The following is a 12,520-nucleotide window of genomic DNA, read 5'->3' as shown; positions in this document are numbered from 1 at the left end:
GCACCTCCAGGAGGTACCCGTGCAGCTGGAGAACTCGTTCACCGTGCCCGTTCCGATCGACGAGGCCTGGCGGGTGCTCCTCGACATCGAGCGAATCGCCCCGTGCATGCCCGGAGCGGCGCTCGACTCCGTCGACGGCGATGACTTCACCGGCCGAGTGAAGGTCAAGCTCGGCCCGATCAATCTCACCTACCAGGGCAAGGCGTCCTTCATCGAGAAGGACGAGGCCGCGCACAAGGCCGTCATCGACGCCCGCGGCAAGGACCAGCGCGGCAACGGCACCGCGGCCGCGGTGGTCACCGCCAGGCTGGCCGCGGAGGGCTCGATCACCCGGGTCGATGTGCTGACCGATCTCAACATCACCGGCCGCCCGGCCCAGTTCGGCCGCGGGGTCATGACCGACGTCGGCAACAAGCTGCTCGGGCAGTTCGCCGACAAGCTCGCCGCCCAACTCGGCGAGGGCGACGCGCAGGGCGACGCCGACCGGGCCGCGGCGGCCGAGGAGAGCGCGGCGCAGAAGGCGGCCGCAACGGCCAGCGGTGCCGTCGAGGAGGTGGCCGCCTCCGCCGAGCAGGCCGCCGGCAACGGTGCGGGCGGCCAGGCCGTCAAGAAGGCGGCCGCGGGCGCCAAGAAGACCGCCGCGGCGGCGACCGACAAGGTGAGCGGCTCCGCGGAGCCCGCGCCGGCGAAGAAGGCCGCCCCGGCCAAGAAGACGGCGGCGGCCAAGACCGCGCCGGTGACGGCGGTGCCGCCGCTGGAGGACTCCGCGCCGGCCGCTGCCGACACCGCTCCTGCTGCCGCCGACACCGCGCCCGCGGCCAAGGCGCCCAGCGGGCCTCCCGGCGGCCCCACCGCCCCGCCCAGCCGGCCGGCTACGGGCGCCCCCGTGCGCAGCGTGCCGTCCGCCGGGCCGCGCACGGTGCCGAAGCCGCAGGAGGAGCCCGAGCCGATCGACCTGCTCGAGGTCGCCGGCGGAGCCGCGATGGCGCGCTACGCCGCGCCCGCGGCCGGCATCGCCGGGGTCGTGCTGGTCATCGTGCTGCTCGCGCGCCGCCGTCGGCGGCGCCGCTGAGCCTTGGCGAGCCCGGCATCGAACCGTGGCCGGCATCGCCCTCGACGATTTCCTGAACTGATCCGGGAGCTCGGGCGGGCTCGGACCTGCGCGTGGCCCGGGACGAGAATCCTGGGGAGTTCCCTGGTCAGCGACCAGAAAACTGTCAGACCCTGCCCGTACGGTCGCCCATGTGTTCGACGGCGGCGGTTTCGGCGTAGGGATCACGGTCACCCCGGTCGGCGCCGTGCCCTGGGACGGCGACATGCCGCCGGCGGACGTGCTGCCGGCCGGAGTGGTGGCCCGGCCGACGCGGCTCGGCGAGATGCTGCCGGTGACCTCCCGTGCCGACGGCGAGATCGCCGGAGAGCTGCAGCGGATCACCCGGCTGGAGGCCCAGCTGGCCGCCTACCGGGCGGAGCTGGTCGCCGAACTGGCCGTGCGCCGCCCCGACTCCGCCGACCGGCGGCCCGGGGAACCCGGCGCCGCCTCCCCCGACTGGGCGCCGGGCCCGGGAGGGGAGCAGGTGCCGGGGGTGAGCGAGTTCTTCGTCGACGAGCTGGCCATGATCGGCAACTGTTCCCGTACGGCGGCCACCACGCTGGCCGAGCACTGCCTGCTGCTCACCCGTGTGCTGACCGCGACGTGGGCGGCGCTGGCCGACGGCCGACTGGACTGGCCGCGGGCCCGCGCCCTGGCCGCCGAACTGCTGGCCCCCTCCCGCGAGGTCGAGCCCGGCCTGCTGGCCCAGGTCGAGGCCGCGGTGCTGCCCCGCGCGCACCGGCTGAGCATCCGCGGGCTGCAGGCCGCCGCCCGCGCCGAACTGCTGCACCTGGACCCGGCCGCGGCCGACCGGCGACGCAAGCGGGCCGAGCGCGGCACGGACGTCGTCGTTCGTCCGGCCGCCGACGGCATGGCCGAGCTGTCGGTGTTCTTGCCGCATCCGATGGCGACGACGATCCACCAGACGCTGGATCGCTACGCGCGGATGGCCAAGGCCGACGGCGACGAGCACCGGATCGGGCAGCTGCGGGTCGGGGTGCTGTACGACCTCATCACCCGGCCCTGGGACACCAGTCGGGCCCCGGTCACCGCCACCCTCACCGTGCTCGCCCCATTGCGGACCCTGCAGGCCGCCTCCGCCGGGCACGATGCCTGCACCGCCGCCCACCTGCCCGCCACCGACGGGACAGCCGACTGCAGGCGCGTCGAACCGGCGCACCTGGACGGGCAGCCGATCACCGCCGCCCAGCTGCGCGACCTGCTCGAACAGCTCGACGCCCTGTGCCCCGGCGGCCTGCAGCCCCCGGCCGGCGGCGCCCTGCACCTCGCCCTCACCGACCCCGTCAGCGGCAGGTTGCGGGCCACCGTCACCCGCGCCGAACTCGAGCGCCTGGCCCGCCGCGGCTGCCCCGCCCACCCCGCCGGGGACTGTCGCTGCCCGCTGCTGGACCGCCCCGCCCCGGTCGACCGCTACCGGCACACCCCCGCCCAGCACCGGTTCGTCACCACCCGCGACCGCACCTGCCGCCACCCCGGCTGCCACAACCGGGCCGCCTGGGCCGACCTCGACCACGTCCTCGCCCACGCCGACGGCGGCGCCACCGCCTGCGAGAACCTCTGCTGCCTGTGCCGCCGGCACCACCGGCTCAAGACCCACGCCACCGGCTGGACCTTCAGCATGGCCGCCGACGGCACCCTCACCGTCACCACACCCAGCGGCGTCACCCGCACCACCCGACCACCCGGTCTCGCCGAACCCGACGAGCCCGACGACGAGCCGCCGCCCTTCTGAGTGGGGAGCAGCGATCGGGCTGCGACGAATTCGGCAGCAGGCGTTGATGTGTCGCGCAGGGGCCGCATGCGCCCGGCAGGCTCACAGACGTTCCGCGTCATCAGGTCGCCGACGCTCAGGGCCGCCACTCGTCGTCGTAGTCCCGGTGATCGGCGTACGACAGTGCGAGGAGTTCGACCACCGCGCCAAGGCTTCCGGGCCGCGCCGCCGCGCTCGGTCGTCCGGACCGCCGCCCGTGCGAGGGCCTCGTCCTCGGCGATACGGGCAAGCAGAAAGTCGACTGGACCGGGCATGGCCTGCTTTCCCACCCAAAGCAACGCCTGCTGCCGAACTCAGCCGGTGGTGAGTTCGTCGAGCCAGGACAGCGCGGCGGCCGCCACGACGTCGACGTTGCGCTTGAGCGAGTGGTCGCCCGGGACGGCGTAGACCGAGGCCAAGGCCCGCCCGGTGAGGACGGCGGCCACCTCCGCCGGCCCGCCGAAGACGTCCGTCTCGCCCTGGACGACGACCAGCGGCACCGGGACGGCGGTCAGCTCGCCGGCGCGGCTCTTCTCCGGCCTGCCCGGCGGGTGCAACGGGAACGCGAGCGCCAGCACCCCGGCGGCGCCCTGATCGGCCGCCGTCCGGCAGGCGACCCGGGCGCCGGCGCTGCGGCCGCCCAGCACCAGCGGGGAGGCGAGGAGCCCGGCGGAGCGGAGGTGGTCGAGCACCGCGCGCCAGCCCTCGTCGAGCTTCGGCGGCGCTGCGGCGACCCGCTTCCCGGCGACCCGCCAGGGCTGCTCCACCCGGATGACCCGCCAGCCGGCGCCCGCGGCCTCGGCGGCCACCTGGACGAGGTCCACCGACTCGACCCCGCCACCGGCACCGTGCCCCAGGACGAGCGTGCCGCGGTCCCCGCCCGTCGTCACGTGCGCCCGGGCCGGACCGTGCGGTGTGCCGATCTCGTGGACGTCGGTCACGCCGCCGGCAGCGTCAGGAGGGCGTCCACGGCGGCCGGGAGGTCGCCGGCCTCGACGTGCGGGGCGTCGAACACGGCCGGGTAGGTCCGCTCGCCGCGGGAGAACCACGCCCCGGTGAGGCCCGCCCGCTGGGCACCGAGGACGTCCCAGGCGTGCGCGGCGACCAGCGCCATCCGCCCGGGGGCGACGCCGCACGCGCCCGCCGCCCACAGGTAGACCTCGCGCGCGGGCTTCCACGCCCGGATGTCCTCGCTGGACAGCGTCCGCTCCACCAGGGGCGAGATCCCGCCGCGGGCGAGGCCCGCCTCCGCGACGCCCGGCGAGCCGTGGGTCAGCGTGACCACCCGGATCCCCGCCTCGGTCAGCCGGCGCAGCGCGGGCTCGACATCGGGGTGCGGGCTCAGCTCGCCGAAGGCGTCGGCGACGGCCGATCGCCGGTGCGCGTCCAGGTCGGTCTCCTGGGCGAGGGCGTCGTCGAAGGCATCCCGGAACCGGCACCAGCCGCCGGTCATGCTCGCGGCGAAGCCGAGCAGCAGGGTCCGGCCGAACACCGGACGCAGCAGCTCCCCGGGGTGGCCGGCGTCGATCAGCGCCGCGCGGACGGGGGCGAGGTCGAGCAGCGTCTCGTTGACGTCGAACGCGACGACCTCGGGCCGGAGCCGGCTCATGCCTGGTCCCGCTCGTCGATCGGCAGATCGGCGCCCGCGGTCGGCGGCCGGCGCAACTTGCCGGTGGCCTTCTTGTAGACGAACCAGCCCACGAAGAGCACCACGGCGATGACCACCGCGTAGTCGAGGTACCTCAGGTTGTCCTGGATGAAGTCGCCGGCCGCGACGCCCACGCCGATGAGGACGCTGTTCCAGATCAGGCTCCCGCCGGCGGTGAACAGCAGGAACTGGCCCAGCGGCATCCGGACGACGCCGGCCGGCACGGAGATGAAGCTGCGCACGATGGGCACCATGCGGCCGAAGAACACCGCCGCCCGGCCGTGCCGGGCGAACCACTCGAAGGTCCGGTCCACGTCCTCGGTCTCGACCAGCGGCAGCCGGTCGAGGAAGGCGTGCGAGCGGCGCGGTCCCAGTGCCAGGCCCACGTAGTAGAAGAAGATCGCGCCGAGGAGCGAACCGATCGTGGCGAAGACGATCACCGGGACGACGCTCATCCGCCCGTCGTTGATCAGCACCCCGGCCAGCCCGAGCACCGCCTCGCTGGGGATCGGCGGGACGACCGTCTCGGCCAGGATGGCCAGGCCCACCCCCACGGCCCCGAGCCGGTCGACGAGGTCCAGCAGGAAGCCGGTGATCCCGCCCTCGTCGGATGCGGTGGCGGCGAGGAGTGACATGGGCTCCACGGTATCGGCGGGTCCTGGGCGCCGCCGGGCCCCGTGGGTGGCGCGCCACTAGGTTGGGGTCCCATGGCACACCGGTTCACCGCCCGCGCCGCCGTCGTCGGGGACCGTGCCGGCACCGTCGTCCCCGATGCCGTGGTCGACGTCGACGACGGCGTGATCAGCTGGGTGGGGCCGGCCGCCGAGGCCCCTCCGCCCGGGGACGCCGAGCTGGTCGAGCTGCCCGGGGCGCTGATGCCGGGGCTGGTGAACGCCCACTCGCACGCGCCCATGGTGCTGTTCCGCGGCCAGGGCGAGGGCCTGCCGCTGGACCGGTGGCTGCAGGAGGTCATGTGGCCGCGGGAGGCCCGGCTGACCGCCGAGGACGTCGAGGTCGCGATGACCGCCGCGTCGGCGGAGATGCTGGGCAACGGGGTCACCACCAGCGTGGAGATGTACTTCCACCCGGACCGGATCGCCGCCGCCGTGGGCACCACCGGCGGCCGCGCGATCATCGCGACGCCGCTGATCCCGCTGCCGGGCCTGCCGCCGTTCGAGGAGCAGCTGCGGGCCGCCGTCGACCTGGCCGCCGGGGCCCCGGACGACGGGACGGTCGAGTTCGGCATCGGCCCGCACGCCGCGTACACGGTGCCCCTGCCGGTGCTCCGCGAGGCGGCGGCCGCCGCACGGGAGAGCGGTCTGCTGCTGCACCTGCACGTGGCCGAGACCGCCACGGAGGGCGCCGAACTGCTGGCCACCCACGGGCTGTCGGTGCCGGCCCTGCTCGCCGCTCACGACGTGCTGGGCGGGCGGGTGCTGGCCGCGCACTGCGTGCACATGGACGACGCCGACCTCGACCTCTGGCGGGAGTACGACGTCGCCGTCGCGCACTGCCCGGCGAGCAACGCCAAGCTGGCCAGCGGCATCGCGCCGCTGCGCGCGATGCTCGACCGCGGCATCCGGGTGGGCATGGGCACCGACGGGCCGGCCTCCAACGACGGCCTGGACCTGCTGGCCGACCTGCGGCTCGCCGCGTCGCTGGCCCGGCTCGCCGGCCGGTCGGCCACGGCGTTGACCGCTGCCGAGGCGGTCTGGCTGGCGACGGGGGCGGCGGCCGACGCCGTCGGCCGCCCGGACCTGGGGCAGCTCGTGGTGGGCCGCCGCGCCGACCTGGTGCACGTCGACACCAGGGACCTGGTCTTCGAGCCCGTCGGCGACCCGGCGGACCTGCTCGCGCACCTGGTGTGGTCGGCGTCCGGGCGGCACGTCCGCGACGTCTGGGTGGCCGGCCGGCAGGTGGTGCGGGACGGCCGATCGACCACCGTGGACACCGAGGCGCTGCGCCTGGACGTCGCGGCTCGCGCCGCCCGGCTGGCGGCCGGCTGATCACGTCGAGTGCGCAGTGATCGGGGTCTGACGGTCCTCCGGACCCCGGTTGCTGCACATTTGCCGGCCGTATTCAACCCAGCGGTTGACCAATCGGGTGGCCGGCCCTAGCCTCGTGTTCAACCGAAAGGTTGATAACGAGGAGGACGACATGGTGGCAGATCCGCTCTCCCGGGTGTTCTCGGCGCTGGCCGACCCCACCCGGCGGGACATGGTCGCCAGACTGGCGATCGGTGACGCCACGGTGAGCGAGCTCGCCGCCCCCTTCGACGTGAGTCTCCAGGCGGTGTCCAAGCACCTGAAGGTGCTCGAGGACGCCGGCCTGGTGAGCCGCAGCCGGGACGCCCAGCGTCGCCCGGTCCACCTCGAGGCGGAGGTGTTCGACCTGATGACCAAGTGGATCGAGCGCTACCGCCGTCGGGCCGAGGCGCGCTACCGGCGCCTCGACGACGTCCTCCGGTCCATGCCGGAGGAGAGCGCACCCCCACCGCCCCCGGAAGGAACCGCGTCATGACCAGCACCAGCAACCCGACCAGGCGCCACGAGACCCAGATCGTCGTCGACCCCGACGTCCCCCTCGTCCGCATCGTGCGGGAGTTCGACGCCCCGCCCGCGAAGGTCTTCCGGGCGCACGTCGACCCCGAGCTGTTCGCCCGCTGGACCGGGCCGAAGGGCATGGAGATGCGGATCGAACGCTACGACTGCCGCACCGGCGGGGCCTACCGCTACGTGATGTCGCAGGACGGGGAGGACTACGGCTTCAACGGCGTCTTCCACGAGGTGCGCCAGGACGAGCTGATCGTGCAGACGTTCGCCTTCGAGGGCATGCCGGACGACGTCGCCCTGGAGAAGATCGTCCTCGAGGACCTCGGCGGCGGCCGGACCCGGCTCACCTCCACGTCCCTGGTCGATTCCTTCGAGGGCCGGGACGGCTTCGTCGCCAGCGGCATGGAGGTCGGCGTCACCGAGGGCTACGAGAAGCTCGACGAGCTCCTGGCGGACGGCGGCGTCCGGTGAGCACCACGGTGGTGCCGGCCGCGCGGCGGCCGGCGACCGGCCGCCGCGCCGGACCCGTCGCCGTGTGGGTGCTCCGGCTGGGCCTCGCCGCCGTCTTCGCCGGCGCGGGTGCGGCGAAGCTCGTCGGTGACGCCGCGATGGTGGACATGTTCGCCGACATCGGGGGCGGCCAGTGGCTGCGCTTCCTGGTCGGAGCGCTGGAGGTCGCCGCCGCCGTCGGCCTGCTCGTCCCGCGCCTCGCGGGGCCGGCGGCGTCCGGCCTGGTGGTCCTGATGGCGGGTGCGACGCTGACCAACGTGTTCGTCCTCGAGGTCAGCCCGGCGCTGACGATCGCGCTCCTCGCGACGGCCGCGGCGGTCGCGTGGAACCGCCGGGACGACGTCCGCGCGCTCCTCGTGCGACGTCCCCGCCCGGCCGCCGGCTGACCGGCGCGGAGGGTCCGCGGGCCTCCTGCCGCGGGCCCTTCCGTCATGCCCGCAGGGAGACGGTCTCCCCGCGGCCGACGGTGCGCAGCTCCCCGGGCAGCTCGCGGCGGCCCACCTCCGCGACGAAGTCGCCGAGCGGGGACCGGAACAGGGTGTAGTCGTCGTAGTGGACCGGCACGGTGACCGGCGGCTTCAGCAGCTCCACGAGGTCCGCGCCCTGCCGGGCGTCCATGGTGACCGTCACGCCGAGCACCTTCGTCCCGCCCAGGTGCGGGATGAGGACGTCCAGCGGCCCGCAGCGCTCCAGCACCTCGCCCAGGACGGGCCGGTAGAGGGTGTCCCCGCTGATGTAGCCGCGCCAGCGGACCTCCCCGTCGCGGATCAGCTCCAGCACGCTGCCCATGACCTGCGGCAGCACTCGCGCCAGCGGCCCGGGTCCGTGGACGCCGGGCACCGAGGTGATCCGCAGGGTGCCGTCGTCCCGGGTGAACTCGTGGGTCTGCAGGCCCGCAGGTCCGCCGTCCCGGTGAAGCCCCGCTCGGCCAGGCAGGTCGCGGCCTCCGGGGTGGTGACCACCGGGGTCTCCTTGGGCAGCGACCGGGTGGCGACGCGGTCCCAGTGGTCGCCGTGCATGTGGCTGAGCAGGATTCCGTCGAGCGCCGGCAGCTGGGTCGGCTGCAGGGCCGGCTCGGTCAGCCGCTTGGCCCGCAGCCCGTAGCCGAGGTGCGCGCGCTGGCCGCGGTGCAGGAAGTTGGGATCGGTCAGCAGGGTGAACCCGCCGATCCGCAGCAGCATCGTCGCGGTGCCGCCGAAGGTCATCGTCACGTCGTCCGTGGGCGGTGCGGGAGGCGGGGCCATGGCGCGGCACCTACCCCTGCCTGCCCGTGCACACGCACGACCGGCGCGCGCCGAGGCCACGAGTGTGCAGATGTGGTGGGGGTTGGTAGACAGGGCGCGTGTCAGCACGCGCCCTCGACGAGTCCTTCCTCGCGCTCCCGCTGTCCGCCCTCACCGACGCCGCGCTCACCCGCGCCGTCGACCTGGGCTGCGAGCACGCCGACATCCGGGTCGAGCGGATCCGCACCCAGACGATCAGCCTGCGCGACGCCCGCCCCGAGGCCTCCGTCGACGGGGAGGACCTGGGGCTCGCCGTCCGCGTGGTGCACGAGGGCACCTGGGGCTTCGCCGCGGGCGTCGTCCTGACCGCCGCCGAGGCCGTCCGGCTGGCCGAGGAGGCCGTCGCCGTCGCGACGGTGTCGGCCGCCATCAACACCGACCGCGTCGAGCTGGCCCCGGAGCCGGTGTACCCCGACGCCGTCTTCGTGTCCGCCTACGACGTCGATCCGTTCGGCGTCCCGGACGGCGAGAAGTCCGGCTTGCTGACCGACCTGTCGGAGCGGCTCCTCGCGGCCGACGGCGTGGAGCACGTGCAGACCCGCTGCATGCACGTGAAGGAGCAGAAGTACTACGCCGACACCGCGGGCACCCGGACGCACCAGCAGCGGATCCGCATCCAGCCGGAGATCACCGCGCTCGCCGTCGACCGGGCGACGGGTTCGTTCGAGAGCATGCGCACGCTCGCCCCGCCGGTCGGCCGCGGCTGGGAGTACCTGACCGGGACCGGCTGGGACTGGGCGGCCGAGCTCGCCGAGATCCCGGAGCTGCTGCGCGAGAAGACCAAGGCGCCGTCCGTGCAGGCCGGCCGGTACGACCTCGTCGTCGACCCGTCGAACCTGTGGCTGACCATCCACGAGTCGGTCGGCCACGCCACCGAGCTCGACCGGGCGCTGGGCTACGAGGCGGCGTACGCCGGGACGTCGTTCGCCACCGTCGACAAGCTCGGCACCCTGCAGTACGGCTCGCCGCTGATGAACGTCACCGGCGACCGGACGGCGCTGCACGGGCTGTCCACGGTCGGCTGGGACGACGAGGGCGTCGCCGGGCAGCAGTGGGACATCGTGCGGGACGGCGTCCTGGTGGGCTACCAGGTCGACCGCAACATGGCGCGGCTGCGCGGTATGGACCGGTCGAACGGCTGCGCCTTCGCCGACAGCCCCGGCCACGTGCCGGTGCAGCGGATGGCCAACGTCTCGCTCCGCCCGGACCCGGCGGGCCCGTCCACCGAGGCGCTGATCGGCGGCGTCGAGCGCGGCATCTACGTCGTCGGCGACAAGAGCTGGTCGATCGACATGCAGCGCTACAACTTCCAGTTCACCGGGCAGCGGTTCTACCGGATCGAGGGCGGGAAGCTGGCCGGTCAGCTGCGCGACGTCGCCTACCAGGCGACGACGACGGACTTCTGGGGCTCGATGCGGGCCGTCGGCGGTCCGGAGACCTACGTGCTGGGCGGCGCGATGAACTGCGGCAAGGCCCAGCCGGGCCAGGTCGCCCCGGTCAGCCACGGCTGCCCGGTGGCGCTGTTCGAGGGCGTGAACATCCTGAACACGGTGCAGGAGGCGGGTCGGTGAGTCGGGTGTCCCCGCAGGAGCTGGTGGAGAGCTGCCTCGCGGCGTCGACGGCCGACGACCAGATCGCCTTCGTCGTGGAGAGCTCGGAGGCCAACCTGCGCTGGGCGGCCAACAGCCTGACCACCAACGGTTCGATGCGCTCCCGCCAGGTCGTGGTCGTGTCCTTCGTCGACGGGGGCGCCGGCGTGGCCGCCGGCACCGTCAGCCGCACCGGGACGCCGGACGTCGCCGCACTCGTGGCCGCCAGCGAGCAGGCCGCCCGGGACGCCGGTCCCGCGGAGGACGCCGTCCCGCTGATCAGCGAGGCGCCGCCGGGGAACGGGGACTGGGACGCCCCCGCCGCCGAGACGTCGATCGGCGTCTTCGCCGACTTCGCCCCCGACCTCGGTCAGGCGTTCGGCGAGGCGCGCGACCGCGGCGAGCTGCTCTTCGGGTTCGCCGAGCACCAGATGTCCACGACCTACCTGGGCAGCTCCACCGGCCTGCGGCTGCGGGCCGACCAGCCCACCGGCCGGGTGGAGCTCAACGGCAAGAGCCCCGACTTCAGCCGCTCGGTGTGGGCGGGTGTGGGCAGCCGGGACTTCCGGGACGTCTCGGTGGCCGGTCTCGCGGCCGACGTCGAGCGCAAGATGGGCTGGTCCAGGCGCCGGGTCGAGCTGCCGGCCGGCCGGTACGAGACGCTGCTGCCGCCGTCGGCGGTCAGCGACCTGATGATCTACCTCTACTGGACGATGGAGGCCCGCGACGCCGACGAGGGCCGCAACGTCTTCGCGCGGCCGGGCGGCGGCAACCGGGTGGGGGAGCGGCTGGCGTCGCTCCCGCTGACGCTGTGCAGCGATCCGAACGCAGCCGGCCTGGAGACCGCACCGTTCCAGGTGGTCAGCGCCTCGTCGGGGTCGGCGTCGGTGTTCGACAACGGCATGGCCACGCCCGCGGTGAACTGGATCGCCGACGGCACGCTGGCCAACCTGATCCGGCCCCGGGCCTGGGCGCTGAAGACCACCGCCCCGGCGACGGCGGCCGTCGACAACCTGATCCTCGAGGACCCGACGGCGACGGCGACCACCGAGGAGATGCTGGCCGGCACCGAGCGGGGGCTGTTCCTGACCACGCTCTGGTACATCCGCGAGGTGGACCCGCAGACGCTGCTGCTCACCGGGCTGACCCGCGACGGCGTCTTCCTCGTGGAGGACGGCGAGGTGACCGGGGCGGTGAACAACTTCCGCTTCAACGAGTCCCCGGTCGACCTGCTGGGACGGGTCGTGCAGGCCGGCCGGACCGAGCGCACGCTGCCCCGCGAGTGGAACGACTGGTTCACCCGGTGCGCCATGCCGGCGCTGCGGGTGCCGGACTTCAACATGAGCTCGGTGTCGCCCGCCAGCTGACGGCGCCGGGAGCGGCGACCGGTCACCGGCGTCGGACCCCGTCCGTCACACCCGTCACCGGAGCGAATCGCAACGGTGTAGTTCCGACAACCACCCGCGGTACCGCTGGTGACTAATGACGGCGACGTCGTGTGCTGGTGCCACTACGCTCGGTTTTGGGACGAGCGCACTGCCGCTCCCCCCGAAAAGGACGAAATGTCGAGCCGCGGGATTCAGGGTCACCGAAATCCTGCCGATGTCTCCTCCAGGTCGTTCCAGCACAGGTACACGGGTCCCGACGTTCCCGGGACCGTCGAGGGGAGGACTCCGTGAGCAGGAGTCGCAAGCCGTCCGTCTTCCAGGTGGGCAAGGTCCGGGACGACGGCCGCACGGTCGTCATCTCCGGGTGGGGTCTGGGGCTGTGCGCCTCCGGCTGCGCCTGCCACCGCCACCCCGTCGCCGGGCATCTCGCCATCGCCGAGGACCAGGCCGGCGGCAAGCTCGGCCTGGCCAGCTACGCCGCCGACGGGTGCGACTGCTGCGAGGCGTGGACCGCCGACGAGCTCGCCGCGATCCTCCGCGACCTCGACACCGTGGCCGGCCTGCAGGCCCAGGAGCCCCTCGCCGGCTGAGAACCACCCCCGGCCCCTGCGGCGGGGTCGTCGACAACATCTGCCTGCCGGGCTCGGCAGGCGGCCACGTGCGCCCACGGCACATTCCCACCACGG

General features: G+C 74.2%; 15 protein-coding genes. 9 read left to right on the top strand and 6 right to left on the bottom strand.

Features of this window, described 5'->3' with window-relative positions:
* The first annotated feature begins 19 nt into the window (after nucleotides 1–19).
* Both BM142_RS13890 and BM142_RS13885 read left to right on the top strand, forming a co-directional pair.
* Nucleotides 20–1,072 (top strand): SRPBCC family protein, encoded by a 1,053-nt coding sequence (locus tag BM142_RS13890; protein WP_092199757.1) that lies wholly within the window; start codon nucleotides 20–22, stop codon nucleotides 1,070–1,072.
* A 172-nt stretch (nucleotides 1,073–1,244) separates the two neighbouring features.
* On the top strand, nucleotides 1,245–2,846 hold the full coding sequence (locus BM142_RS13885) for an HNH endonuclease signature motif containing protein (protein ID WP_092199755.1): 1,602 nt from the start codon (nucleotides 1,245–1,247) through the stop codon (nucleotides 2,844–2,846).
* A gap of 115 nt (nucleotides 2,847–2,961) precedes the next feature.
* Here BM142_RS13885 and BM142_RS25675 read toward each other — a convergent pair whose 3' ends face one another.
* From BM142_RS25675 to BM142_RS13870, 4 genes are all read right to left on the bottom strand, one after another.
* Complete coding sequence (locus BM142_RS25675) at nucleotides 2,962–3,114, bottom strand: DUF6221 family protein (protein WP_417852094.1); 153 nt, start codon at nucleotides 3,112–3,114, stop codon at nucleotides 2,962–2,964.
* Between the two features lie 64 nt (nucleotides 3,115–3,178).
* Entirely contained in the window at nucleotides 3,179–3,805 is a 627-nt protein-coding gene (locus BM142_RS13880; protein WP_092199752.1) for an alpha/beta hydrolase family protein, read from the bottom strand.
* Nucleotides 3,802–4,473 (bottom strand): HAD-IA family hydrolase, encoded by a 672-nt coding sequence (locus BM142_RS13875; protein WP_092199749.1) that lies wholly within the window; start codon nucleotides 4,471–4,473, stop codon nucleotides 3,802–3,804. Before BM142_RS13875 ends, BM142_RS13880 begins: the two co-directional genes overlap by 4 nt.
* Entirely contained in the window at nucleotides 4,470–5,147 is a 678-nt protein-coding gene (locus tag BM142_RS13870; protein WP_092199746.1) for a DedA family protein, read from the bottom strand. The genes BM142_RS13875 and BM142_RS13870 overlap by 4 nt, the downstream gene beginning before the upstream one ends.
* A gap of 72 nt (nucleotides 5,148–5,219) precedes the next feature.
* On the opposite strand from BM142_RS13870, the gene BM142_RS13865 reads away from it, so the two are divergent.
* The 4 genes from BM142_RS13865 to BM142_RS13850 all read left to right on the top strand — a co-directional run bounded on the left by BM142_RS13865 (nucleotide 5,220) and on the right by BM142_RS13850 (nucleotide 7,960).
* The gene (locus BM142_RS13865) at nucleotides 5,220–6,518 is read left to right on the top strand and encodes an amidohydrolase family protein (RefSeq protein WP_092199743.1); all 1,299 of its coding nucleotides are present in this window, start codon (nucleotides 5,220–5,222) and stop codon (nucleotides 6,516–6,518) included.
* A gap of 151 nt (nucleotides 6,519–6,669) precedes the next feature.
* Entirely contained in the window at nucleotides 6,670–7,032 is a 363-nt protein-coding gene (locus BM142_RS13860) for an ArsR/SmtB family transcription factor (RefSeq protein WP_092199740.1), read from the top strand.
* Nucleotides 7,029–7,535, top strand: coding sequence for an SRPBCC family protein (locus BM142_RS13855; RefSeq protein ID WP_092199737.1), 507 nt, complete (start codon nucleotides 7,029–7,031; stop codon nucleotides 7,533–7,535). The genes BM142_RS13860 and BM142_RS13855 overlap by 4 nt, the downstream gene beginning before the upstream one ends.
* On the top strand, nucleotides 7,532–7,960 hold the full coding sequence (locus BM142_RS13850; protein ID WP_217640716.1) for a DoxX family protein: 429 nt from the start codon (nucleotides 7,532–7,534) through the stop codon (nucleotides 7,958–7,960). Before BM142_RS13855 ends, BM142_RS13850 begins: the two co-directional genes overlap by 4 nt.
* A gap of 43 nt (nucleotides 7,961–8,003) precedes the next feature.
* Here BM142_RS13850 and BM142_RS25205 read toward each other — a convergent pair whose 3' ends face one another.
* Nucleotides 8,004–8,363 carry an MBL fold metallo-hydrolase gene (locus BM142_RS25205; RefSeq protein WP_254790925.1) on the bottom strand — a complete coding sequence of 120 codons (360 nt, stop codon included), beginning with the start codon at nucleotides 8,361–8,363 and terminating at the stop codon, nucleotides 8,004–8,006.
* Entirely contained in the window at nucleotides 8,342–8,818 is a 477-nt protein-coding gene (locus tag BM142_RS25200) for an MBL fold metallo-hydrolase (RefSeq protein ID WP_254790923.1), read from the bottom strand. The genes BM142_RS25205 and BM142_RS25200 overlap by 22 nt, the downstream gene beginning before the upstream one ends.
* A gap of 98 nt (nucleotides 8,819–8,916) precedes the next feature.
* Between BM142_RS25200 and BM142_RS13840 the strand changes: the two genes are divergently transcribed.
* The 3 genes from BM142_RS13840 to BM142_RS13830 all read left to right on the top strand — a co-directional run bounded on the left by BM142_RS13840 (nucleotide 8,917) and on the right by BM142_RS13830 (nucleotide 12,424).
* On the top strand, nucleotides 8,917–10,428 hold the full coding sequence (locus BM142_RS13840) for a TldD/PmbA family protein (RefSeq protein ID WP_092199734.1): 1,512 nt from the start codon (nucleotides 8,917–8,919) through the stop codon (nucleotides 10,426–10,428).
* On the top strand, nucleotides 10,425–11,813 hold the full coding sequence (locus tag BM142_RS13835; RefSeq protein ID WP_092199731.1) for a metallopeptidase TldD-related protein: 1,389 nt from the start codon (nucleotides 10,425–10,427) through the stop codon (nucleotides 11,811–11,813). The genes BM142_RS13840 and BM142_RS13835 overlap by 4 nt, the downstream gene beginning before the upstream one ends.
* Nucleotides 11,814–12,121: 308 nt before the next feature.
* Nucleotides 12,122–12,424 carry a hypothetical protein gene (locus BM142_RS13830; RefSeq protein ID WP_092199728.1) on the top strand — a complete coding sequence of 101 codons (303 nt, stop codon included), beginning with the start codon at nucleotides 12,122–12,124 and terminating at the stop codon, nucleotides 12,422–12,424.
* Nucleotides 12,425–12,520: the final 96 nt, after the last annotated feature.

It is taken from the genome of Blastococcus tunisiensis (assembly GCF_900112815.1).
Lineage (GTDB): Bacteria > Actinomycetota > Actinomycetes > Mycobacteriales > Geodermatophilaceae > Blastococcus_B > Blastococcus_B tunisiensis.
Note: the sequence above shows the minus strand (reverse complement) of the source record. Positions and strands in the feature narration are given on the sequence as shown.

What these genes read in the sequence shown, in the direction of transcription:
- BM142_RS13865 (WP_092199743.1), top strand. Translation starts at nt 5,220, where the DNA reads ATGGCACACCGGTTCACCGCCCGCGCCGCCGTCGTCGGGGACCGTGCC.
- BM142_RS13860 (WP_092199740.1), top strand. Translation starts at nt 6,670, where the DNA reads ATGGTGGCAGATCCGCTCTCCCGGGTGTTCTCGGCGCTGGCCGACCCC.
- BM142_RS25205 (WP_254790925.1), bottom strand. Translation starts at nt 8,363, where the DNA reads ATGGGCAGCGTGCTGGAGCTGATCCGCGACGGGGAGGTCCGCTGGCGC.
- BM142_RS13855 (WP_092199737.1), top strand. Translation starts at nt 7,029, where the DNA reads ATGACCAGCACCAGCAACCCGACCAGGCGCCACGAGACCCAGATCGTC.
- BM142_RS13870 (WP_092199746.1), bottom strand. Translation starts at nt 5,147, where the DNA reads ATGTCACTCCTCGCCGCCACCGCATCCGACGAGGGCGGGATCACCGGC.
- BM142_RS25200 (WP_254790923.1), bottom strand. Translation starts at nt 8,818, where the DNA reads ATGGCCCCGCCTCCCGCACCGCCCACGGACGACGTGACGATGACCTTC.
- BM142_RS13875 (WP_092199749.1), bottom strand. Translation starts at nt 4,473, where the DNA reads ATGAGCCGGCTCCGGCCCGAGGTCGTCGCGTTCGACGTCAACGAGACG.